This is a genomic window from Bradyrhizobium sp. CIR48 (genome assembly GCF_014198315.1).
In the GTDB taxonomy this organism is placed as follows: Bacteria; Pseudomonadota; Alphaproteobacteria; order Rhizobiales; family Xanthobacteraceae; genus Bradyrhizobium.
In genome coordinates, this window is sequence record NZ_JACIHG010000001.1 from 1,311,915 (window position 1) to 1,333,575 (window position 21,661).

The 21,661-nt window shown below is 64.9% G+C and carries 20 protein-coding genes; 3 read left to right on the forward strand and 17 right to left on the reverse strand.

Annotated elements, in window-relative coordinates:
- Nucleotides 1-1,219: 1,219 nt before the first annotated feature.
- From GGD66_RS06390 to rpoZ, 12 genes are all read right to left on the reverse strand, one after another.
- Nucleotides 1,220-2,764, reverse strand: coding sequence for a GMC family oxidoreductase (locus tag GGD66_RS06390; protein ID WP_210321496.1), 1,545 nt, complete (start codon nucleotides 2,762-2,764; stop codon nucleotides 1,220-1,222).
- A 282-nt stretch (nucleotides 2,765-3,046) separates the two neighbouring features.
- Nucleotides 3,047-5,305 (reverse strand): DNA topoisomerase IV subunit A, encoded by a 2,259-nt coding sequence (gene parC / locus GGD66_RS06395; RefSeq protein WP_183257114.1) that lies wholly within the window; start codon nucleotides 5,303-5,305, stop codon nucleotides 3,047-3,049.
- A gap of 60 nt (nucleotides 5,306-5,365) precedes the next feature.
- Nucleotides 5,366-5,653 carry a hypothetical protein gene (locus GGD66_RS06400; protein ID WP_018320016.1) on the reverse strand — a complete coding sequence of 96 codons (288 nt, stop codon included), beginning with the start codon at nucleotides 5,651-5,653 and terminating at the stop codon, nucleotides 5,366-5,368.
- A gap of 102 nt (nucleotides 5,654-5,755) precedes the next feature.
- Nucleotides 5,756-6,508, reverse strand: coding sequence for a DNA repair protein RecO (gene recO, locus GGD66_RS06405; RefSeq protein WP_092257550.1), 753 nt, complete (start codon nucleotides 6,506-6,508; stop codon nucleotides 5,756-5,758).
- Nucleotides 6,509-6,646: 138 nt separating this feature from the next.
- The gene (locus tag GGD66_RS06410) at nucleotides 6,647-7,027 is read right to left on the reverse strand and encodes a hypothetical protein (protein ID WP_183257115.1); all 381 of its coding nucleotides are present in this window, start codon (nucleotides 7,025-7,027) and stop codon (nucleotides 6,647-6,649) included.
- A 21-nt stretch (nucleotides 7,028-7,048) separates the two neighbouring features.
- A complete protein-coding gene (era, locus tag GGD66_RS06415) occupies nucleotides 7,049-7,975 on the reverse strand; it encodes a GTPase Era (RefSeq protein WP_183257116.1) in 927 nt (308 codons plus the stop codon).
- Nucleotides 7,965-8,786 carry a ribonuclease III gene (gene rnc / locus GGD66_RS06420; protein WP_183257117.1) on the reverse strand — a complete coding sequence of 274 codons (822 nt, stop codon included), beginning with the start codon at nucleotides 8,784-8,786 and terminating at the stop codon, nucleotides 7,965-7,967. Before rnc ends, era begins: the two co-directional genes overlap by 11 nt.
- On the reverse strand, nucleotides 8,783-9,547 hold the full coding sequence (lepB, locus tag GGD66_RS06425; RefSeq protein ID WP_018320011.1) for a signal peptidase I: 765 nt from the start codon (nucleotides 9,545-9,547) through the stop codon (nucleotides 8,783-8,785). Before lepB ends, rnc begins: the two co-directional genes overlap by 4 nt.
- Before the next feature lie 249 nt (nucleotides 9,548-9,796).
- The gene (gene acpS, locus GGD66_RS06430) at nucleotides 9,797-10,216 is read right to left on the reverse strand and encodes a holo-ACP synthase (RefSeq protein ID WP_183257118.1); all 420 of its coding nucleotides are present in this window, start codon (nucleotides 10,214-10,216) and stop codon (nucleotides 9,797-9,799) included.
- Entirely contained in the window at nucleotides 10,213-10,965 is a 753-nt protein-coding gene (locus GGD66_RS06435) for a pyridoxine 5'-phosphate synthase (protein ID WP_183257119.1), read from the reverse strand. The genes acpS and GGD66_RS06435 overlap by 4 nt, the downstream gene beginning before the upstream one ends.
- Nucleotides 10,966-11,010: 45 nt before the next feature.
- Nucleotides 11,011-13,296, reverse strand: coding sequence for a bifunctional (p)ppGpp synthetase/guanosine-3',5'-bis(diphosphate) 3'-pyrophosphohydrolase (locus GGD66_RS06440; protein ID WP_183257120.1), 2,286 nt, complete (start codon nucleotides 13,294-13,296; stop codon nucleotides 11,011-11,013).
- A gap of 204 nt (nucleotides 13,297-13,500) precedes the next feature.
- Nucleotides 13,501-13,893 carry a DNA-directed RNA polymerase subunit omega gene (gene rpoZ, locus GGD66_RS06445; protein ID WP_008133017.1) on the reverse strand — a complete coding sequence of 131 codons (393 nt, stop codon included), beginning with the start codon at nucleotides 13,891-13,893 and terminating at the stop codon, nucleotides 13,501-13,503.
- 329 nt (nucleotides 13,894-14,222) lie between these two features.
- Between rpoZ and GGD66_RS06450 the strand changes: the two genes are divergently transcribed.
- Nucleotides 14,223-14,867: an NYN domain-containing protein gene (locus GGD66_RS06450; protein WP_018320007.1), complete on the forward strand. Its 645-nt coding sequence runs from the start codon at nucleotides 14,223-14,225 to the stop codon at nucleotides 14,865-14,867.
- Entirely contained in the window at nucleotides 14,848-15,522 is a 675-nt protein-coding gene (locus GGD66_RS06455) for a uracil-DNA glycosylase (protein WP_183257121.1), read from the forward strand. Before GGD66_RS06450 ends, GGD66_RS06455 begins: the two co-directional genes overlap by 20 nt.
- Nucleotides 15,523-15,531: 9 nt before the next feature.
- On the opposite strand, the gene GGD66_RS06460 is transcribed toward GGD66_RS06455, so the two are convergent.
- Genes GGD66_RS06460 through dapA form a run of 4 tightly spaced genes read right to left on the reverse strand, consistent with a single transcriptional unit; the run spans nucleotide 15,532 to nucleotide 18,009 of the window.
- A complete protein-coding gene (locus tag GGD66_RS06460; RefSeq protein ID WP_183257122.1) occupies nucleotides 15,532-16,113 on the reverse strand; it encodes a peroxiredoxin in 582 nt (193 codons plus the stop codon).
- Between the two features lie 4 nt (nucleotides 16,114-16,117).
- Entirely contained in the window at nucleotides 16,118-16,591 is a 474-nt protein-coding gene (smpB, locus tag GGD66_RS06465) for an SsrA-binding protein SmpB (protein ID WP_018320004.1), read from the reverse strand.
- Between the two features lie 59 nt (nucleotides 16,592-16,650).
- Nucleotides 16,651-17,064 (reverse strand): large conductance mechanosensitive channel protein MscL, encoded by a 414-nt coding sequence (mscL, locus tag GGD66_RS06470; RefSeq protein ID WP_183257164.1) that lies wholly within the window; start codon nucleotides 17,062-17,064, stop codon nucleotides 16,651-16,653.
- A gap of 54 nt (nucleotides 17,065-17,118) precedes the next feature.
- Nucleotides 17,119-18,009: a 4-hydroxy-tetrahydrodipicolinate synthase gene (gene dapA / locus GGD66_RS06475; protein WP_018320002.1), complete on the reverse strand. Its 891-nt coding sequence runs from the start codon at nucleotides 18,007-18,009 to the stop codon at nucleotides 17,119-17,121.
- Nucleotides 18,010-18,288: 279 nt separating this feature from the next.
- Between dapA and GGD66_RS06480 the strand changes: the two genes are divergently transcribed.
- Complete coding sequence (locus tag GGD66_RS06480; protein ID WP_183257165.1) at nucleotides 18,289-20,697, forward strand: lytic transglycosylase domain-containing protein; 2,409 nt, start codon at nucleotides 18,289-18,291, stop codon at nucleotides 20,695-20,697.
- Between the two features lie 496 nt (nucleotides 20,698-21,193).
- Here GGD66_RS06480 and GGD66_RS06485 read toward each other — a convergent pair.
- On the reverse strand, nucleotides 21,194-21,661 hold a 468-nt coding region (locus GGD66_RS06485), incomplete at its 5' end, for a porin (RefSeq protein ID WP_183257123.1).

A 21,661-nucleotide genomic window follows, 5' to 3' on the forward strand; every position in this document is an offset into this window, starting at 1 on the left:
GAGGAGAGCACGAAGGACACCGTTAAAACCATTCGCGCAGGGAAGGCCGGGCGATCCGGCGAGACCTGTAGTCCACCCCGTGTGCATCTCTTATGGCGCACGGACTTACGGGTGCCAGCCGGCGCCCGGCCTTCCCTGCGCCCTTGTCTTTGTCGAGGGCGGCACCTGGAGCAAGACTCGGGCGAGACACGCCGCGAGAAGGCGATGGTGCGCCTGCTTGATGCCTCCGTCAGAGTTTTGGAGCCTTCTTAAACCTAGCCCGCACCAAGAGCGCATGCTGTAAGCTACCTCACAGGCGGCCAAGATCTTCGACGTGGCCGAGGGCGATCGCCGCATGCCCGCGTGCTGCCAGGGTTGGACACGGCTGCTCCCTTCTTGCCACCCGCTCAATCGGGGTGACAATTCATCGTGGAGGAGCAGCAGGCGGCGCGAAAATCTCGTCCGCGTTCCATTGCAAAGGCGCAGATCGAAGCCGACAACCTGTCTGCGCGCGAGTGAGTTTCGGCTTGCTCGGCCCGGCACCGGCAAGCATCCTTTCCGTCGCAAGATGAAATGGACCCGGAATAGAAGCGGCAATCCCAGCAACAACGGACTTGCCCAACGATGTCGCTGCAATCGTAATGGTCACCACAGATACGGCGACGACAAGCACATCGGTCACAATGCGCTTCGAAAGGTGCCTTGTCATGAGTGGGACCCTCACAACCAAAATAAAGCACTGCGCAACTGGAATCTTGCATCGTAGGCAAATGGGTATTGAAGCGTGCTCACCGCACGTGAAGTGCTTGAGGCGGTTATACGCCGCTGATGAACAATGGTGTAGCAGCGATCCAGACCTAGTCTGGTGCGAAACGCGCAACAGGTTCTGCGGCTCCCTGGCGCTCGCGAAACTCGACTCTCGTAACCAGAGATCGTGTCGTCGATAATCTCAAGATCGTGGATTGTGTTAGCGACCTCGAGAGATAGGGAAGTGCGGTCGGTCTGTGAACTGGTGAGCAAGGTCCCGCCACTTGCTCGGTCGTTGCGAGCGTAGCGAAGCAAGCGGTGCGTTCCCATCCATCACCGTCACCCTGAGGTGGCCGCTTCTTCAGCGGCCCTCGAAGGGCGACGGCCCGGCTGGCGCTGCCAAGATATCGAAGCATCTCGGCCGTTCATCCTTCGAGGCTCGCGGCGCGATGCTTTTGCATCGCGCCACTCGCACCTCATGGCGCGGCAGAAACTACCGCATCATCATCCGCGCGATCGCTTCGCCGATCACCACCGTGGTGAAATGCGTGTTGGCGCGGCAGTCGGACGGCATGATCGAGGCGTCGGCGACGCGCAAGGCCGCGATGCCCTTCACCGTGCCGTCGGGATTGACCACGCCGTCGGGGTCGCCAGCGCCGGTCATGCGACAACTGCCGGCGGCGTGCTGGATGTCGCCGGTCTCACGGCGAAGCACCGCATCGAGCTCATGATCCGGCAGCGCTGCCGCCTGCGGCAGCGTCAGATCGGTGTCGGCGAGCCGAATCCAGTCGGCAATGCCTGAGAGCGCCGGCTGCGACGTGATCACGGCGAGCCGTCTCACCGCATCCATCATGCGCAGCATGTCGCGGGGATCGGCCAGCATGTCTTCCTCGACGACGGGATCGATCGCCGGATCGGTCGAGGCCAGCTTCAGCGTGCCGCGCGAATAGGCGTTGAACAGGCCCGCACCGATCGCCCCGGGATTGCCGATGCCGCGATGATTGAAGGCGATCAGGATCATGTCGCGCTTGCCGCCGTTCGCGAGGCCCGAGGAATAGGTCACGCAGCAATTGGTGTGACGGGTGTCGGGGTCGGTGGGACGCAGCTCCTCACGAAGCTGAATCGTCGTGCGAAACAGCGGGTGATCGAAGTAGTGGCGGCCGACCGGCAGGTCGCGCGCGACGCCAATTCCCATCGCCTTCAATTCCTCGGCAGGGCCAATGCCCGAGCGCAGCAGGATCGCCGGGCTGTGGATCGCGCCGGCGCACAGCACGATCTGCCGCGCACTGATCTCGTGAGTGCCCTGCCCTTCGATATGGACACGGACGCCGGTGGCGCGGCCATCGCTGATCAGGACGCGATCAACCAGTGCATGGCCGCGGATTTCCAGATTGGCGCGGCCTCGCGCCGGCTCGAGATAACCCTCATTGGTGCTGATGCGGCGACCATCGCGGCTGTTGATGGGATAGCAGGCGACGCCCTCGCCGTCGGGGCCGTTGAGGTCGGCGCACCAGGGATAGCCGCTGGCGAGCGCGGCATCGCGCAAGCCGCGATCGATCGCGCCCCAGGTCTCGGGCGGCGCGCGATAGACCGGCAGCGGTCCGCCGCGGCCATGGCCTTCGGCGGCGCCGAATTCAAAATCGTCCTCGATCACCGAGAAGAGCGGCATCACCTCGCTGGCCGACCAGCCGGTGCAGCCAAGGGCGGCCCATTCGTCGAACGCATCGGCAACGCCGCGGATCGCGATCTGGCCGTTCATCATCGAGGAGCCGCCGAGCCCCTTGCCGCGCCAGTAGAAGCGCGGCTCCTGCCCGGCGACGCGACGCGACAAGAGATCTGGCCACTGCCATTTCTCCTGGTACTCGCGCTTGTGGATGATCGGGATCGGGTTCGGCGTCCGCACCTCCCAGGGCGCCTCATCGGCGCGCCAGTCGCGCCCCGCCTCCAGCAGCAGGATGCGCCGGGCGGGATCCTCGGACAGCCGCGCCGCAACAGCCGCGCCAGCGGAGCCGCCGCCGACAACAATGACATCGTACATCGCGTTATTTCTCGACATTCCAGAACACCGGCCTGGCGAACGGTATCAGACCGCGCGGAGTGGTGGAATGCGAATTGGAGAGCGGCGCCGTCGCAGCCCGTCATTGCGAGCGCAGCGAAAAGAGATGTGCGCAACACACACGCCTGTGCCCCGGACGCAGCGCAGCGCTGCTTCAGCGGTGCGCTGCAGAGCCGGGGCCCATGTCTCCGAGCAATCCGTGCGGCGTGGGTCCCGGCTCTGCGCAGCAGCGTTGCACGCTGCAGCGCGTCCGGGACACGAGCCCTACCCGATCACCTTGCCGAACTTGTTCGACTTCGGGAAACCCTTCGGCGGCAGGCGGCCGGCGTCGGCGCGGGTGCCTTGCCACTCGCTGAGCTCCTTCATGGTCGCCGAGAATTCGCGGCCCGCGGAGTCCTTCCAGGTCAGACCTGCCTTGGCCTCGAACACGGCAACGTCGGAGAGACCGCCGTCCTTGTACTTCTGCAGGCGGACGCCGCGGCCGCGCGCCATCTCCGGCACCTGGTCGAGCGGGAAGATCAGCATCTTGCGGTTCTCGCCGATGACCGCAACGGTGTCGCCGATCACCTCGGTGACCGTGCGCGCCTCGTTCGGCATGTCGACGTTGAGGACTTGCTTGCCCTTCTTGGTGGTGCCGACGCAATCGTCCTCGTTGACGACAAAGCCCTGACCCTCGTGGCTCGCGACCAGGAATTTGCGCCCACCCTTGTTGACGAACAGCGCGACCGGCGCGGCCTCCTGCTCGAGGTCGATGAACAGGCGGATCGGCTCGCCGTGGCCGCGGCCGCCCGGAAGCTTGGCGACGTCGAGCGAGTAGAATTTGCCGTTGGTGGCGAACAGCAGCAGCTTCGAGGTCGTCTCGGCGAAGAAGGCGAAGCCGAGCTTGTCGTCCTGCTTGAAGGCAAGGCCCGAGAGATCCTCGACATGGCCCTTCATGGTGCGGATCCAGCCCTTGTCGGAGACGACGACTGTCACCGGCTCGCGTTCGACGAAGGCCTCCTCGATCGCGGCGAGATCATGCTCGGGCGCATCGGCAAAGGTGGTGCGGCGCTTGCCGAGCGGCGTCTTCGGTCCGAACATGTCGCGGACCTTGCCGACCTGCTCGCCGACCTTCTTCCACTGCTCGGCTTCCGAAGCGAGCACCGCGTTGATGCCCTTGAGCTCGGCACGGAGGTTCTTGTCCTCGGTGCGGATCTCCATCTCCTCGAGCTTGCGCAAGGAGCGCAGGCGCATGTTGAGGATGGCTTCGGCCTGCACCTCGGTGAGCTTGAACTCCTTCATCAACGCCGGCTTCGGCTCATCCTCGGTGCGGATGATCTTGATGACCTTGTCGATGTTTAGATAGGCGATCAGGAAGCCGCCGAGGACTTCTAGCCGGTGCTCGATCTGCGCCTTGCGGTGGTTGCTGCGGCGGATCAGGACGTCGCGCAGATGGTCGAGCCATTCGCGCAGGCACTCCGCAAGACCCACCACCTTGGGCACGCGGCCCTTGATCAGCACGTTGAGGTTCAGCGGAATCTTGTTCTCGAGCTCGGTGAGACGGAACAGCGATTCCATCATCAGCGCGGGATCGACGTTCTTCGATTTCGGCTCGATGACGATGCGGACGTCTTCGGCCGACTCGTCCCTGATGTCGCCGACCAGCGGCAGCTTTTTCTGGTCGAGCAGCTCGGCGACCTTCTCGATCAGCCGCGACTTCTGCACCAGGAAGGGAATTTCGGTGACGACGACGAGCCAGGCGCCTCGCGCGCCCTCCTCCTGCTCCCACCGCGCGCGAACGCGGAACGAGCCGCGGCCGGTGGTGTAGGCCTCGGCGATGGCCTGCTTGGAATCGACGCAGATGCCACCGGTCGGGAAATCCGGGCCCTTGACCCACCGCATCAGCGCCTTGGACTTGGCGTCGGGCTTCTCGATCAGATGCAGCGCGGCTTCGCAAAGCTCGGCCGCGTTGTGCGGCGGGATCGAGGTCGCCATGCCGACCGCGATGCCCTGCGCACCGTTGGCGAGCAGGTTCGGGAAGCCGCCGGGCAGCACGACCGGCTCCTTCGACTGGCCGTCGTAATTGGCGCGGAACTCGACGCCGTCCTCGTCGATGCCGTCGAGCAGAAGCCGCGCGACGTCGGTCATGCGCGCTTCGGTGTAGCGGTAGGCGGCGGGATTATCGCCGTCGATATTGCCGAAATTGCCCTGACCGTCGACCAGCGGGTAGCGCGAGGAGAAGTCCTGCGCGAGGCGCACCATGGCGTCGTAGATCGCCTGGTCGCCGTGCGGATGGAACGAGCCCATCACGTCGCCGACGATTTTGGCGGATTTCTTGAAGGCCGTGCCGGGGTCGAGCCTGAGCAGGCGCATGCCGTAGAGGATGCGCCGGTGAACCGGCTTCAGGCCGTCGCGCGCGTCGGGCAGCGCGCGGTGCATGATGGTGGAGAGCGCATAGGCGAGATAACGCTCCTCGAGCGCTTCACGCAGCGGCACCTCGTGAATTTCGGCCGGTTCTTCCGGCGGAACGATTCGTTTTCCCATGCCGCCCGGTTAAACCGTGGAAGCGAATCGGGCAAGGATGGATTGGTTCCCTGTGGGCGCCTAATGCCCCGCCCAGCCGGCTGTCACGGTCTGGGTCTGGGTCCCACCAGGCGTTTGGGCAGGCGCCGGCACGTTGGTCAGGCACCGCCGGGCGGCCTCGATTTCGGCCTCCGTCGCTCCCTTCGACCGCGCCCATGTCTCTGCGGCCGCAGCAGAATATTTCGCCACATAATACCGGACGACCGTGCAGGACGCCCGGCGAAACACGCCGGGTTGCGGCTCGCCGGCCATTGCATCAGGCGCAAACGTGAGCAGCGCCGCGGACAAGGCGAATCCTCTGATCAACATTTAGGCTGTCCCCGCTATGGAACCTGAGGAAGCGAACTCAACCAGCCCTACTTCGTTCCGCCGGAACTCCATATCCGGAGGCAAGGCAGAGTCCCGCTCCGCTCATGGCGCGGGAATCGCCGCCTTCGCCTGCTGACGGATCAAGGCGTTGATGAAGCCCGCGCGCGCGTCGGAATGGCCCTGCCCGCGCGGCTCCAGCACGTGGCGCAGCAGGAACAGGCCGGTGAGCCGAAAACCGTCCTGGAGATCCTGCTCGGTGAGGTCGCTTGCGGTTTCGCCTTGGCGCAGAAACGGCGGCAGGCGCAACAGGCGGTCACGCCACGGCTCGCCAGCGCCGCGCGACACCGCGCCGCCGGATTTCGGCGAGACATAGATCAGGTCGGTGGTCTCGCCGGTCACGGCACAGTTTTCGAGGGCCAGCCCAAAGCCGAGCTCGGCGAGCATCGCCAGCTCGAAATGGATGAGGTGCACGGCTGCACCACCGATATCCTCGAAATCGTCGAGTGAATGCTCGAGCAGCGCGAAGATCTCCTCATGCGGATCGCGCTCCGGCAAGAGGCGCGCAATCGAGGCGAGATGGGTGACGCCGTAGACGCCATGGGACGAACCCAACAGCGCCGCCGCGCGCAGCTTAAGCCCTTCGATGGCGTAGGTGCCGAGATGCTCGTCGAGCCGCGCTCGCCATACCGCGCTGACGCTGTTCCCCGGCTGCAGCAAGGGCCGCATCCGCGAGCCGGCGCCGCCGCGGACGAGGCCGAGATGGCGGCCGTGCGCGCGCGTCAACAGCTCGACGATGGCGCTGGATTCGCCATGCCGCCGCACGCCAAGCACGATGCCTTCGTCGGTCCATTCCATGAAGGAAGTTTAGCGCATTTAAAGCTGCCGTAGGGTGGGCAAAGCGAAGCGTGCCCACCAATTTGATCGACGGCGCGAGATGGTGGGCACGGCGCGCAAGGGCGCACCTTTGCCCACCCTACGGCACCGCGCGAAACCTCACGCGTTGAACCAGCCCTGCGCGTCGCCGCTGAAGGAGAAATACAGGCCTATTGTCGTCAGCGCGCAGGAAACGATCTCGATGGCGCTGTCGAGCTCCAGGCCCTTCTGGCCGATGATCTGGCCAAGCGAGATCACCGACAGCACGAGCGCCGCCGCCAGCACCCAGCGCGGCCAGTTCTTCCGCTCATGCGCGGCGAGCCTGACGAAGTAGACCAGCAGCAGGATCATGCCGCCGGCGAGCAAGGTCCCCGTCATGATCATCTGCTCGGTCACCTCGGCACTGGGCGTGCGATCCTGCACCGCAACGGACAAGGCATCCAGCATCAACGATGCATAGAGCAGCGCTTCGAAGCGCCGGACATTGCTGGGCACGCTCATCGGATACCGATCTGTTCTTGGTTATTCTCTCGGAAAGTCCAGGCCCATCTCGCGGTAGCGATCGGGATCGTCGCCCCAGTTCTCGCGCACTTTGACGAACAGGAACAGATGCACCGGCACGTCCAGGATCTGCATCAGCTCCTTGCGCGAGTCCGCGCCGATCGACTTGATGGTGGCGCCGCCCTTGCCGAGCACGATCTTGCGCTGGCTCTCGCGCTCGACGAAGATCGTTTGCTCGATCCGCACCGACTTGTCCTTGCGCTCCTCCCACTTGTCGGTCTCGACCGTGGACTGGTAGGGCAATTCCTGGTGCAGCTTCTGATAGATTTTTTCGCGCGTAATCTCGGCCGCCAGCTGCCGCATCGGCGCGTCCGACATCTGGTCCTCGGGATAGAGGAACGGACCCGGCGGCACCATCTCGGCGAGAGTCTTGCGGATATCATCGACGCCGTCGCCCGAGATCGCCGCGATCATGAAGGTCCGCGCGAACTTCATGCGCTCGTTGGCGGCCTGCGCCAGCGCCAGCAACTTCTCGCGCTGGACCAGATCGACCTTATTGATCACCAGGATCTTCTCGTGATTGACGCTGGCCGCCTTGGTGAGGATCGCCTCGGCTTCCTCGTCGATCCCGGTCTTGGCGTCGAGCAGCACGCAGACGAGATCGGCATCATGCGCCCCGCTCCAGGCGGTCGAGACCATGGCGCGGTCGAGCCGGCGCTTGGGCAGGAAGATGCCGGGCGTGTCGACCAGGATGATCTGCGCGTTGTTCTCGATCACGATGCCGCGGATCAGCGCGCGCGTGGTCTGCACCTTGCGCGAAACGATCGTGACCTTGGCGCCAACCAGCGCGTTGACCAGCGTGGACTTGCCGACGTTCGGCGCGCCGATCAGCGCAACGAAGCCGCAGCGCGTGGCAGTGGGCGCCTCGCCGCTTGTTTCAGCCGTCATTGCCGCCGCCAACGCCTTCACGTTCGATCATCACTGAAGCTGCTACTTTCTCTGCCGCGCGCTTGCTGCCGCCGATGCCCTCGGCCGGCGCGAGCCCCGGCAGGTCCACCGCGACGCGGAATTGCGGATCGTGGTGCGGGCCGGTGCGCTCGACCTCGCGGTAAACCGGCGTCGGCAGCCCTTTGCCCTGCGCCCATTCCTGCAGCACGGTCTTGGGATCGCGCAAGGGACGGCGCGGCTTGTGCATGCGCTCGGTCCAGTTGCGCTTGACGAATTCGGCGGCCGCCGCATGGCCGCCGTCAAGGAAGATGGCGCCGATCACGGCCTCGCAGATGTCGCCGAGGATGGACTTGCGCAGGCGCGCGTCGGCGCTGGAGCCGACCGAGCCGAGCTTGATGTCGTCGAGCAGACCGAGCGACTTGGCGACGTCGGCGCAGCTTTCCTTGCGCACGAGCTCGGCAAGACGCTTGGACAGCTCGCCTTCGTCGGCGTTCGGGAAGGCATGATAGAGCATGTCGGAGACGACGAGCCCGAGGACGTGGTCGCCGAGGAATTCCAGGCGCTGATAGCTGTCGCCGCGCTTGCGCCCGGACTTCAGCGCCGAGACATGCGTGATCGCCTGCATCAGCATATTCGGGTCAGCGAAGCTGTGGCCGATGCGCGCCTCGAGCGCCGCGTTGGCATCGGTGCCCTTGGCCTTGCTGCTCCGCGTCCGCTTCTTCTTTGCAGGCGTCTTCGCTGCAGCTTCGCTCTCAGGAGCGGCTTGCGCCTCGGTCGGTTGGATCACGATGTCCTTGGCTTCGTCTTTCATCGGACGATTTTGAAGAACCGATTCCAGCGCACCGCCCACGGCCAGCGCCAGAACATCCAGGCATGCTCGCCTTCGGCGATGGAGAAGAAGATCATCTGGGCGCGGCCGATCAGATTCTCCTGCGGCACATAGCCGACCTGGCCGAGGAAGCGGCTGTCGGTGGAATTGTCGCGGTTGTCGCCCATCATGAAGAAATGGCCGGCCGGCACGGTGTAGACGTTGGTGTTGTCCACGTAACCGTTGTCGGCGCAGTCGAGCGTCTCATAGGACACGCCGTTCGGCAGCGTTTCCTTCCAGCGCTTCACCCGGGAGATACCGCCACCTTCCGAGCCGCAGGGCTCCTCGCCGACATATTCGCTCATGCGCTGCCGCTCCACCGGCGTGTCGTTGATGTAGAGCAGCCCGTCCCGCATCTGGATGCGGTCGCCGGGAAGGCCGATCACCCGCTTGATGTAATCGGTGGAATCGTCCTTCGGCAGCCGAAACACGACGATGTCGCCGCGGTTCGGATCCGAGCCCCAGATCCGCCCGGAGAACAGCGGCGGCGAGAACGGAATCGAATAGTGGCTGTAGCCGTAGGAATATTTCGAGACGAACAGATAGTCGCCGACCAGCAGCGTCGCCTTCATCGAGCCGGACGGGATATTGAAGGGCTGGAACAGGAACGTGCGGATCACCAGCGCGATCAGGAGAGCGTGGATCACGACCCGGATCGTCTCACCGACGCCGCTCTCAGTTTTCGTTCCTGAAGTCACGCTCATTGCTCTCTCAATTCCGGCCGGCGATCACAGAGCGCCCTCCTCCCGCGAACGGCCCACCGGTTCACGGCGCAAGGAGATTGTCCTGATTCTGATAGTGAGGGCCAATTCCGGCGTAAAGCCGAATTCGCCCAAGCTGATTTGCGTCCGCGGACTTTTAGACGGTTGTCGGAGGCCACGCAATCAAGGATCGCATCAAAACTGAATAAGCTATTGATTTATCACACAAATCATAAAATCGCCGGGGCCCCCTCAGGGTTTCGGCAGCGGGACGGCCGAAATGATCACGAAGGCCTGCGCCAACGGCCAGTCGTCGGTGATCGACAGGTCGATCCGCGGCTCGAACCCCTCCGGGGTCAGGGTCTGGAGCCGGGCCAGCGCCCCGCCGGTGAGCTGCATGGTCGGCCGCCCGCCCGGCAGGTTGACCACCCCCATGTCGCGCCACCAGACGCCGCGCCGGATCCCGGTGCCGAGCGCCTTGGAGCAGGCCTCCTTGGCGGCGAAGCGCTTGGCGTAGGTCGCCACCACCATCTTCTCGTTCTTGGCCCGCCGCTCCGCCTTGGCCCGCTCGGCCGCGGTGAAGATGCGGTCGAGGAAACGCTCGCCGTGGCGCTCGATCACCTTGGCGACGCGGGTGATGTCGATCAGGTCGGAGCCGATGCCGATGATCATGCCCGGCTCCGGCCGCGGTCCATCGCCGCGCGCATGCTGCGCACCGTCTCGGCAAGACCGACGAACAGTGCTTCGCCGATCATGTAGTAGCCGATGTTGAGCTCCATGATCTCTGGAAGGGCGGCAATCGTCTCCGCCGTCCCATAGTCGAGCCCGTGCCCGGCATGAACCTCGAGCCCGGCCGCCTTCGCCAGCTTCACGCCCGCCACGATCCGCTGCCATTCGGCCTCGGCCTTGGCGGTGTGGTCGTCGACGACGGCATCGCACCAGGCGCCGGTATGAATCTCGATCACAGGCGCGCGCAGCCGCGCCGCCATCTCGATCTGGGCGGGATCGGCGGCGATGAACAGGGAGACCCGAATGCCGGCATCGTTCAGTCGCGCGATATAGGGCGCGAGCGCGTTGTGCTGGCCGACCACATCCAGCCCACCTTCAGTGGTCACTTCCTGCCGGCGCTCCGGCACCAGGCACACCGCGTGCGGCTTGGTGGCGAGCGAGATGCGCATCATGTCGTCGGTCGCCGCCATCTCGAAATTGAGCGGCTTGGAGATCTCGGCCTTCAGCCGCGCCATGTCCTCGTCGCGGATGTGGCGGCGATCCTCGCGCAAATGGGCGGTGATGCCATCGGCGCCGGCTTCGATCGCCAGCAGCGCCGCGCGCACCGGATCGGGATGGCGGCCGCCGCGCGCGTTACGCACGGTTGCGACGTGATCGATATTGACGCCGAGGCGAAGCTTCGAAGCGGGCATTTCAGAACTCACGAAATCGGAGGGACGGACGGCTGCGGAGGACGCCTATCCATTAACACGTTCGACTTTGGCGACGACCGCCTTCGCGCGCAGCTGGGCCAGGATCGCGCTGAGGTGCTTGAGATCGTAGACTTCGAGATCGATCGTCGTCTCCGTGAAATCAGGCGAGCGGCGCTGCATGCTGATGTTGTCGATATTGCCGTCGTGCTCGGCGATCACGGTCGCGATCTGCGCCAGCGCGCCGGGCTCGTTGACGTTCTCGACCTTGATGCGGGCGGGGAAGCGTTGCGGCGCGGAGTCCTCGATGTCCCAGCGGACGTCGAGCCAGCGCTCCGGCTCCTCCTCGAAATCCTTCAGCGCCGGCGCCTGGATCGGGTAGATCGTGATGCCCTCGCCCGGCGTGACGATGCCGACGATGCGATCGCCCGGCACGGCGCCGCCATTCGGTGCGAACTTGATCGGCAGGTCGGAATTGATGCCGCGGATCGGGATCGCGACCGGGCTGCGCGGCGGCTCCGACGACTTCTCCTTGAGCTTGGCGGCAAGCCCCTTCTTCACGCCGTACCGCGCGATGCGCTCCTCCTTGTAGTCGGGGTACATCGCACGGGCGACGTGGGAGGCCTTGATCTCGCCGCGCCCCACCGCCGCCATGACGTCCTCGATCGAGGTGCGCGCGAGCCGCGGCAGCGCGCCCTTGAGCTTGTCGTCGGCGTATTCGATCTTGGCGCGCTCGAACAGGCGCTCCACGATGCGCCGGCCGAGACCGGCGTATTGATCGCGCACCGCAGTCCGCGTGGCGCGGCGGATCGCAGCGCGCGCCTTGCCGGTGACCGCAAGCGTCTCCCAGGCCGAGGGCGGCGCCGATTGCGCTTCCGAGGTCAGCACCTCGACCTCGTCGCCGTTCTGCAGCTCCGAGGACAGCGGCGCGAACTGGCCGTTGATCTTGCAGCCGACTGCGCTGTTGCCGACGTCGGTGTGCACGGCATAGGCGAAGTCGATCACGTTGGCGTGGCGCGGCAGCGCGATCAGCTTGCCCTTCGGGGTGAAGCAGAACACCTGGTCGTGAAACAGTTCGAGCTTGGTGTGCTCGAGGAATTCCTCCGGATTGGCGCTTTCCGAGAGGATGCCGATGGTGTGGCGCAGCCAGGCGAACGCATTGGATTCGCGCTTGAGGAATTCGGTCGGCGAGCCGACGCCCTCCTTGTAGAACACATGCGCGGCGATGCCGCGCTCGGCGATCTGGTCCATCGCCTCCGTGCGGATCTGCAGCTCGACGCGCTGGTTGCCGGGGCCGATCACCGTGGTGTGGATCGACCGATAATCGTTCTGCTTCGGCGTCGAGATGTAGTCCTTGAAGCGTCCCGGCACGACCGGCCAGGTGGTGTGGACGATGCCGAGCGCGCGATAGCAGGCCTCGATGTCGTTGACGACGAGACGGAAGCCGAAGATGTCGGACAATTGCTCGAAGCCGACCGACTTGCGCTCCATCTTGGTCCAGATCGAGAACGGCTTCTTGCGGCGGCCATAGACCCGCGCCCCTAAGCCCCGGTGGCGCAGATTGTTGGAGAGCTGGTCCTCGATCTCGCCGATCAGATTGCGGTTGCGTTCGGCGAGCGAGTCGAGCCGCTGCATCACCACCGAATAGGCTTCGGGATCGAGGGTGCGGAAGGACAGATCCTCCAGCTCCTCGCGCATTTCCTGCATGCCCATGCGGCCCGCCAGCGGCGCATAGATGTCGAGCGTCTCCTCGGCGATGCGCCTGCGCGATTCCGTCGGCACGAAATCCAGCGTGCGCATGTTGTGCAGGCGATCGGCGAGCTTGACCAGGAGCACACGGACATCGTCAGCAATGGCCAGCAACAATTTGCGCAGGTTCTCGGCCTGCTTGGCCTCCCGCGACACCAGCTCGAGCCGCTTCAGCTTGGTCAGACCCTCGACCAGCGCGCCGATCTCCGGCCCGAAGATCTGGTCGATCTCGGCCCGCGTCGCTTCGGTGTCCTCGATGGTATCGTGGAGCAGCGCGGCCACGATGGTGGCGTCGTCGAGCTTGAGGTCGGTGAGAATCGCTGCCACTTCGAGCGGGTGCGAGAAATACGGATCGCCCGAGGCGCGGGTCTGCGAGCCGTGCGCCTTCATGGCGTAGACATAGGCGCGGTTCAGCAGGTCTTCGTTGGTGTTGGGATTGTAGGACCTGACGCGCTCGACGAGGTCATATTGACGCATCATGCGCGCGCGCGGCTTGGCCGGGCGCGCGACCGGCGCAGTCGGGGCCACGGCAACCGATTCGGTTGCGGCCTGCATCTGCGTGGATCTGCGGCGCCGATATACCATCCCGTCCTGCCTTCAAACGAGCCCGAGCCGGCCCGCTGTATACATCTTAGCTCCGATCGCGCTTGTGTCCGATCAATTCAGTGACAGGACGCATCGCCAACTACAACGCATGGTAACCACGAAAACGTCAACAAAAGCAAAGGCCCGAACACCGGTTCGGGCCTTTGATAAAATCACAAGAAATCGACGATCGCGACGGACGATTTACTCGTCTTCCTCGGGCTGCTCCTCGGGCGGCGCGAGGCCTTCGAGACCCTTCAGGAGCTCCTCTTCGGTCATGCGCTCGACGGCGACTTCGGTATCGTCCGCATCGACGCTCGCGCCCGCGGAACCGATCAGCGGCACCGTATCCGGCTCGGGCTCGTCGACCTCGACGAACTTCTGGAGCGAGTGCACCAGCTCCTCGCGCAGGTCCTCGGGCGAAATGGTCGTGTCAGCAATTTCGCGCAAAGACACAACAGGGTTCTTGTCGTTATCGCGGTCAACCGTTAGTTGTGAGCCGGACGAAATCATGCGGGCACGGTGGGCGGCCAGCAGGACCAGGTCAAACCGGTTGTCGACCTTGTCGATACAATCTTCTACGGTGACGCGAGCCATGGACTGTCGCTCCGTTGTGGGTGGGACGAAATATGTGGATGATTGGGGCTAGTTATAGGGGCTGGGGCCGTTTCGCAAGGCCAATTTGTGATTTGGCCTCGCCAAACGGCTCTGCTACCCCCACATTGGGGCTGGGATGGGCGGTTACCCGGGCTGCCATCGAGGGCGGCGCCGGGTCTATGAAAGTCCGCCATAACTATACCTTGTTTGCCCCGACTTCTCCGGATTTGCGGCTTCGACGGATTTCGGCGGCACCCTAGAACTGCGCGGCCTGCTGCCGCCGCGCCAACAATAAACGATCAATCACGAACACTACGCGAGCAAACTGAATGTCACCTTCCTCCACCGACAAGATCGCGCTCTTCATCGACGGAGCCAATCTCTACGCGACGGCGAAAACTCTGGGCTTCGACATCGACTACAAGCGCCTGCTGAAGGAGTTTCAGAGCCGCGGAACGTTGCTTCGGGCGTTCTACTACACCGCCATCATCGAGGATCAGGAATACTCCTCGATCCGCCCGCTGATCGACTGGCTGGATTACAACGGCTACACCGTCGTCACCAAGGCGACCAAGGAGTTCATCGACGCCTCCGGCCGCCGCAAGGTCAAGGGCAACATGGACATCGAGCTCGCCGTGGACGCCATGGAGCTTGCCGAGCACATCGACCAGATGGTGCTGTTCTCCGGTGACGGTGACTTCCGCTCCCTGGTCGAGGCCGTGCAGCGCCGCGGCGTTCGGGTCACGGTGATCTCCACCATCGCCAGCCAGCCGCCGATGATCGCCGACGAGCTGCGCCGCCAGGCCGACGTCTTCACCGACCTCGTCGAGCTGCAATCCAAGCTCGGCCGCGATCCCTCCGAACGCCCCGCCCCGCGCGACCGCGGTGATCGCGAGGCCCGCCACCACGCCCCGCAATTCCTCCAGCGCGCAACCACGATGGCGCCGAGGGGCGATGACGACTTCGAGGAGTGAGGCGGCCCGGTCAAGCCGCCAGCCTCCCACTCTCGTTCCCGACCGCAATTGTCCGCTCTGTCCGCGCTTGGTCGCCTTTCGTGAGGCGAACCGGGCGCGTGAGCCGTTGTGGCACAATGCGCCGGTTGCGCCCTTCGGCGACATCAAGGCCCGCCTGTTGATCGTCGGCCTCGCGCCGGGGATGCAGGGCGCCAACCGCACGGGACGGCCGTTCACCGGCGATTACGCCGGTGACCTGCTCTACGCCACCCTGCTCGAATATGGATTTGCCAAGGGCACCTATCAGGCGCGTCCCGATGACCGCCTGAAGCTGGTCGACTGCCGGATCGCCAATGCCGTGCATTGCGTTCCGCCACAGAACAAGCCGCTGCCCGTCGAGATCAACACCTGCCGCCAGTTCCTCGTGGCGAATCTCGAGACGATGCCGAAGCTGCGCGCGATCATCGCGCTCGGGCGGATTGCGCACGACAGCGTGCTCAAGCCGCTGAACCTGAAGGCCTCGCAGGCCCCCTTCGGCCACGGCTCCGTGCATCAGGCCGGCGCGTTCAGGCTCTACGACAGCTATCATTGCTCGCGCTACAACACGAACACCGGCGTGCTGACGCCGGACATGTTCCGGTCGGTGTTCGCGAAGGTGAAGGCGGATCTCGATTAGCGCCCTGGTTCAGGCCTTGGCCGGATTGGCCTTCAGCCAGTCCAGGACGTCGCCGGCGTTCCGGTCGGGCGGAAACACCGGGTAGAACAAATGCGTGATCCTGGCGTCGTCGATGATCAGCGCAAGACGCTTGATCAGCGTCAGGCCCGCGACCTCCATCGTCGGCAGATTGAGCGCGCGCGTCAGCGCCAGCTTCTCGTCCGACAGCACGGGGAACGGCAGATGCAGCCGTGACGCCATCTCAGTCTGGTACTCGTTGCTCTGGGTCGAGAGGCCGAACACGTGGGAGGCGCCGGCGCCCTTCAGCTCGGCGAACAGATCGCGAAACGCGCAAGTCTGCGGCGTGCACCCGCGTGCACCCGGGATCATGTCCCAATCGTCGACCAAGGAAATCTTGCCGGGTTCGCCGGTGCGGGGATAAGCGAACACCACGGTCCGGCCGCGCAGCGCCGACAGCGTCACCGAGGTGTCGTTGGTCGCGAGCAGGCCGATTGGCGGCAGCGTCATGCCGGTCAGATGCGCGGCGGCGCCGTCGTCTTCAGGTGCGGGAATCTGGCTCCAATCGACCTCGAGCAGGTTCCGTTGATTCATCTCGCTATCCCCTCGCCCGCATCAGGCGGCCCTTCTCCCGGCTCCAGTCGCGCTTCTTCTCGGTCTCGCGCTTGTCGTGGAGCTTCTTGCCTTTTGCAACCGCCAGCTGCAACTTGGCGCGCCCACGCTCGTTGAAATAGAGCTTGAGCGGGATCAGCGTCATGCCCTCGCGGTCGACGGCGCCCATCAGCTTGTTGATCTGCCGGCGATGCAGCAGCAGCTTTCGCGGCCGCTTCGGCTCGTGATTGAAGCGGTTTCCTTGCAGATATTCGGGAATGGTGGCGTTGATCAGCCAGATCTCGCCGTCCTTGGAATCGGCATAGGACTCCGCGATCGTGCTCTTGCCGTTGCGGATCGACTTGACCTCGGTGCCGGTCAGCGCAATCCCCGCCTCGATCGTATCCTCGATCGCATAGTTGAAGCGGGCCTTGCGATTTTCCGCCATGACCTTGATCGGACGTTCGTTCTTTTCAGCCATGGCGACGAAACCTGAGCGCGATGCGCGGCGATGCTAACAGTTTGGATGAAGCGCGCGCGTCACTTCTTGAGGAGATCGCGGATCTCGGTCAGCAGCACGACCTCCTCCGACGGCTTCGGTGGCTCCGCGAGCTTGGTCTCTTCCTTCCGCTTCAGCGTGTTCATGGCGCGGATCACCAGGAACAGCACGAAGGCGACGATGATGAAGTTGATCGTCAGCGTCAGGAAGCTACCGTAAGCAAGTACGGCGCCTTGCTTTTTCGCATCCGCTAAGTTGGTGGCGGTCACCGCCTTCGACAAGGGGGCGAAGTAGTTCGAGAAGTCGAGGCCGCCGGTCGCAGCGCCGATGATCGGCATGATGATGTCACCGACGAGCGAGGTGACGATGGCGCCGAAGGCCGCGCCGATGATGACGCCGACCGCGAGATCGACGACGTTGCCCTTCATGGCGAACTCACGGAACTCCGTGAGCATCCGCCTGCCCTTTTCGTCGACGCTCATGAACGGCCTCCCCGATAGGTCAACCCATCAGTTGATCAGGCCAGCGTGCACCATGGCGCTGCGCACGGCAACGCGGGTCGGCTCGGAGACCGGCACCATCGGCAGCCGCAGCGTCTCGTCGAGCTTGCCGAGCAGCGACATCGCGTACTTGATCGGCGCCGGGTTGCTCTCGATGAAGAGGTTGTTGTGCAGCGGCATCAGCTTGTCGTGGATCTTCAGCGCGGTGGCATGGTCGCCCTTGGCCCAGGCGGCCTGGAACTCCGAGCACAGGCGCGGCGCGACGTTCGAGGTCACCGAGATGCAGCCGTGGCCGCCATGCGCCATGTAGCCGATGATGGTCGCGTCCTCGCCCGAGAGCTGGTTGAAATCCTCGCCCATCGCCGCACGCTGCTGCGACACGCGCACCATGCTGGCGGTGGCGTCCTTCACGCCGGCGATGTTCTTCAGCTCCCATAGTCGCTTCATGGTGTCGACCGACATGTCGATCACCGAGCGCGGCGGGATGTTGTAGATGATGATCGGAATGCCGATCGCATCGTTGATCGCCTTGAAGTGCTGGTACATGCCTTCCTGGGTCGGCTTGTTGTAGTACGGCGTCACCACCAGCACGGCGTCCGCGCCCGCCTTTTCGGCGTGCTGGGCGAGCTCGATCGCCTCCTTGGTCGAGTTGGAGCCTGCGCCAGCGATCACAGGCACGCGGCCCTTGGCTTCAGCGATGCACCATTCGACCACCTTCTTGTGCTCGTCATGGCTGAGCGTCGGGCTCTCGCCGGTGGTGCCGACCGGCACCAGGCCGTTGGTGCCCTCCGAAATCTGCCAGTTGACCAGGGATCGGAATGCCGCCTCGTCCAGCGAGCCGTTCTTGAACGGCGTGACCAAGGCGGTGAACGACCCCCGGAATTTCGTCTTGGCTGCCATGGACTTCCTCCGTACGCGGCTATCTCTTGAGCAAGCCCCTTTCATATCGGGTCTACCCCGCCGGTAAAAGGCCCGCTTCCGTGTGACGCACCGTTTAGGCCGCGATTTTGCCGCGGTAGTGGTGCAAATCGGCCCGCGGTAAGCGGCTGTTGGTATTTTGTCCGCATATTCAATCAAATACAGCTAGATCTTGAGCCACTTGACTGATTCGGGGCGACCAAACCCGTGACCTCATTCCCTCATGCCGCCTGGCGATCCACCGGTCTCATCGTGTGCCTGATGGCAGGGCTATCGGTCGGCTGCGCCGCCCTCGCCAAGTCCAATGAGACCACGGCGGAAGCTGGCAAGGACACCGCGAAGCCAGCTGCCAAGGACAGCGCGAAGGGCTCGTCCAAGGGAACCGGCAAGGAAACTTCGAAGGACGCGGCCAAAGGAGCAAGCCTGGGAGCAAACAAAGGCGCAAGCAAGGGTGCAGCTCCTGCCCCGGCCAAGGACGCTGCGAAGAAACCGGCCAAGGAGGCAGGCAAGGACGCCGGCAAGAGCGCCGGAAAAGAGCCAGCCAAGGACAAGCCCAAGCCCGCCGCAGCGGCACCTGCGCCGAAATCGCATCCGGCCGCCAGCGGTTCGCCGCCGAAAACGGCCCCCGCGCCGGCCGTGACGGCTACCGTCAGGCCTTCCGCCCCCGTCGCCAGACCGGCCGCAGCGCCCGTGCTGGCCCCGGCGACGCGCCAGCACGCCGCGCCGCGCAAGCCGGTCATACCGGCCGCGGTCGCTGCGACGTCGTCGACGCCCCAGGGTGACAAGGACGCCCTCGAGAGCGTCATCGAGCTCGTGCGCAAGCGCAAGGCGGGTGAGGCCAGCAACGTCGCAGCGGGCATCTCGGATCCGGTCGCGCGAAAACTCGCGGAATGGATCATCCTGCGCAGCGAGGACAATGGCGCGACCGTGGAGCGCTACCGCGCCTTCCTCTCCGCCAATCCGAGCTGGCCGTCGCAGACCTTCCTGCGCCGACGCCTCGAGGCCGCGATGTGGGACGACAGGCGCGACGATTCCGTCGCGTGGTCGTGGTTCGAAAACGAATCTCCGATCTCCGCCAAGGGCCGCTTCACGCTCGCCAAGGCGATGCTGGCGCGCGGCGACCGCGCCAATGCCGAGCGGCTGGTGCGCGAGGCCTGGCGCAGCGATCCGATGTCCGAGGATACCGAAAACAACGCGCTCGACCAGTTTGGTGCCCTGCTGACGCCGAGCGACCAGAAGGCGCGGATGGACACCCTGCTCTACGGCAGCGAGAACGAGGCGGCGTTGCGCGCCGCAAAGCGCCTGGGCGCCGGCTATGTCGCACTTGCCAAGGCCCGCATCGCCGCCGTCAAGAAGGCGCCGAACGCACGCGCGCTGCTCGACGCCGTGCCCCGCGAGCTGCACAACGACCCCGGCTTCACCTTCAGCAAGATCCAGCTGCTGCGCCGCGAGGAGAAGTTCGCCGAAGCAGCCCAGCTCATGCTGTCGGCGCCGAAGGACCCGAACCGGCTCCACAATCTCGACGAATGGTGGATCGAGCGGCGTCTTTTGGCGCGCAAGATGATCGACACCGAGGAATTCCGCAGCGCCTATCTGATCGCGCGCGACGCCGCACTGCCCTCGCGCGACATCTACAAGACCGAGCAGGAATTCACGGCCGGGTGGATCGCGCTGCGCTTCCTCAACGACCCCGCGGCCGCTACCCAGCATTTCGCCCGCATCGGCGTCGGCAGCGTCAATCCGACCGCGCTGGCGCGTGCCGGCTATTGGCAGGGCCGCGCCGCGGAAGCGGCGGGGCACCAGCAGGAGGCGCGCAACGCCTATGCCCGCGCCGCCGAACAGTCGACCAGCTATTACGGCCAGCTCGCCCGGGCCAAGCTCGGCCTGCCGCAGATCGAGCTCAACAGCCAGCCGCGCGGCCGCGGCGCCGAGCGGCTGGAGATCGTCCGCGCCGCGCACCTGCTCTACGAGCTCGACGAGCGCGAGATGGCGATACCGCTGCTGGCCGACATGGGCGAGAACGGCGATCCCGAAGCGCTCGCCGGCCTCGGCGAGCTGACCCAGCGTTACAACGATGCGCGCGGCATGCTGCTGCTCGGCAAGGCCGCGCTCAATCGCGGCCTGCCGTTCGACTTCTATGCCTATCCCGTCAACGGCATTCCGCAGTTCACGCCGATCGGTCCCGAAGTCGAGCGCAGCATCGTCTATGCGATCGCGCGGCAGGAGAGCGCATTCAATCCGTCAGTGGTCTCGCCGGCCCAGGCCTACGGCCTGATGCAGGTGACGCCCGACGCCGCGCGCTATGTCTGCAAGCGCCACGGCGCGACCTACGATCTGGGACGGCTGAAGAACGATTCGGTCTACAACGCCACGCTCGGCTCGGCCGAGCTCGGCGGACTGCTCGAGGATTATCGCGGCTCCTACATCATGACCTTCGCCGCCTACAATGCCGGCCGCGGCAGCGTGAAGAAGTGGGTCGAGCGCTACGGCGATCCGCGCGATCCCAAGGTCGATGCGGTCGACTGGGTCGAGCTGATTCCGTTCTCCGAGACGCGCAACTACGTGCAGCGGATCATGGAGAACCTGCAAGTCTACCGTGCCCGCTTCGGCGGCGGCACGCGGCTGCAGATCGAGGCCGATTTGCGCCGCGGCGCCGGCAGCGTGGAATAGCGATCCGCTCTTTCGATTCAGCCGCGAGCATGGGTGGCAAGCGCCGCCGTTGCCTCGCGTGCAGATGAAGGCGCCTATCGCCAGATCAGCGAGGCGTTGCACGGCCCCACGCCGGCCAACGGCAGTCCTCCCCCAGCGCGCCACTGTCAGGGATGGGAAGCGCGGAGCTCCCCTCTCCCAACCAGAGCAATCGCAATTGGGAGCGACTTCTGTGTGGCCATCAGACGCCCGCCATTGGCCGGCTCTCAGGATGACGGAGTGTGCGGCGGCAGACTTGACGGGCATCGACGCCGCTTGACCTCCAGGAGACCGCCGCCGGGTCCGCGCAAAGCGCTTTGAAGGACACGGCGCGCGCTCAGCTGGCGTATGCGATCGCCCTGCTCTGGCGATGCGCCAAACTTGGCCCATTGCGCCAAGCGAGAAGGCAAGCACCGGGGCAAAAGAAAAGCCCCGGCGGTTTCCCGCCGGGGCTCTCTGTCAGGTCGTTAGACCGAACTTACCAGTTGCGCTGAGCGCGGAGGAGCAGGGTGATGGTGTCCTGATCCTTGAGCTCGTACACGGCAGCCGGCTTGGCCGTCGTGCCGGCACCAGCGTAACCAACCGTACCGGAGTACTTCTGGTCGAGATGGGTCCAGTTCAGGTCAGCCGAGAACGTGAGGTTCTTGACGGGGGTCCAGCGGGTGATGACACCGACCTGCGCAACGGCGAAGTCAGGATTACAACCCGTCACACCGACCAGGCCACCGAACACGCCGCCTGCACCGCCGGCGCCGCAAAGCGTGGTCTTGGCCAGCGAGCCGAACTGCGCCTGAGCGTAGGCACCGTACAGCGCGGTGTTCCAGTAGGGATCCCAGTTATGGGTGTAAGCACCGCGGAAGCCCCAGGTCTTGACGGTTTCCTGCGAGCTGCCGGTCACGAACACGGTGTCCGGAGCGATGGCGAAGCCGACGCTCTGGTAAGCAAC

What these genes read in the sequence shown, in the direction of transcription:
- lepB (WP_018320011.1), bottom strand. Translation starts at nt 9,547, where the DNA reads ATGAGCGTGACTTCAGGAACGAAAACTGAGAGCGGCGTCGGTGAGACG.
- recO (WP_092257550.1), bottom strand. Translation starts at nt 6,508, where the DNA reads ATGGAATGGACCGACGAAGGCATCGTGCTTGGCGTGCGGCGGCATGGC.
- rpoZ (WP_008133017.1), bottom strand. Translation starts at nt 13,893, where the DNA reads ATGGCTCGCGTCACCGTAGAAGATTGTATCGACAAGGTCGACAACCGG.
- GGD66_RS06390 (WP_210321496.1), bottom strand. Translation starts at nt 2,764, where the DNA reads ATGTACGATGTCATTGTTGTCGGCGGCGGCTCCGCTGGCGCGGCTGTT.
- GGD66_RS06450 (WP_018320007.1), top strand. Translation starts at nt 14,223, where the DNA reads ATGTCACCTTCCTCCACCGACAAGATCGCGCTCTTCATCGACGGAGCC.
- GGD66_RS06455 (WP_183257121.1), top strand. Translation starts at nt 14,848, where the DNA reads ATGACGACTTCGAGGAGTGAGGCGGCCCGGTCAAGCCGCCAGCCTCCC.
- smpB (WP_018320004.1), bottom strand. Translation starts at nt 16,591, where the DNA reads ATGGCTGAAAAGAACGAACGTCCGATCAAGGTCATGGCGGAAAATCGC.
- GGD66_RS06460 (WP_183257122.1), bottom strand. Translation starts at nt 16,113, where the DNA reads ATGAATCAACGGAACCTGCTCGAGGTCGATTGGAGCCAGATTCCCGCA.
- rnc (WP_183257117.1), bottom strand. Translation starts at nt 8,786, where the DNA reads ATGAAAGACGAAGCCAAGGACATCGTGATCCAACCGACCGAGGCGCAA.
- GGD66_RS06440 (WP_183257120.1), bottom strand. Translation starts at nt 13,296, where the DNA reads ATGGTATATCGGCGCCGCAGATCCACGCAGATGCAGGCCGCAACCGAA.
- GGD66_RS06480 (WP_183257165.1), top strand. Translation starts at nt 18,289, where the DNA reads ATGGCAGGGCTATCGGTCGGCTGCGCCGCCCTCGCCAAGTCCAATGAG.
- parC (WP_183257114.1), bottom strand. Translation starts at nt 5,305, where the DNA reads ATGGGAAAACGAATCGTTCCGCCGGAAGAACCGGCCGAAATTCACGAG.
- GGD66_RS06435 (WP_183257119.1), bottom strand. Translation starts at nt 10,965, where the DNA reads ATGCCCGCTTCGAAGCTTCGCCTCGGCGTCAATATCGATCACGTCGCA.
- dapA (WP_018320002.1), bottom strand. Translation starts at nt 18,009, where the DNA reads ATGGCAGCCAAGACGAAATTCCGGGGGTCGTTCACCGCCTTGGTCACG.
- mscL (WP_183257164.1), bottom strand. Translation starts at nt 17,064, where the DNA reads ATGCTCACGGAGTTCCGTGAGTTCGCCATGAAGGGCAACGTCGTCGAT.
- acpS (WP_183257118.1), bottom strand. Translation starts at nt 10,216, where the DNA reads ATGATCATCGGCATCGGCTCCGACCTGATCGACATCACCCGCGTCGCC.
- GGD66_RS06400 (WP_018320016.1), bottom strand. Translation starts at nt 5,653, where the DNA reads ATGTTGATCAGAGGATTCGCCTTGTCCGCGGCGCTGCTCACGTTTGCG.
- GGD66_RS06410 (WP_183257115.1), bottom strand. Translation starts at nt 7,027, where the DNA reads ATGAGCGTGCCCAGCAATGTCCGGCGCTTCGAAGCGCTGCTCTATGCA.
- era (WP_183257116.1), bottom strand. Translation starts at nt 7,975, where the DNA reads ATGACGGCTGAAACAAGCGGCGAGGCGCCCACTGCCACGCGCTGCGGC.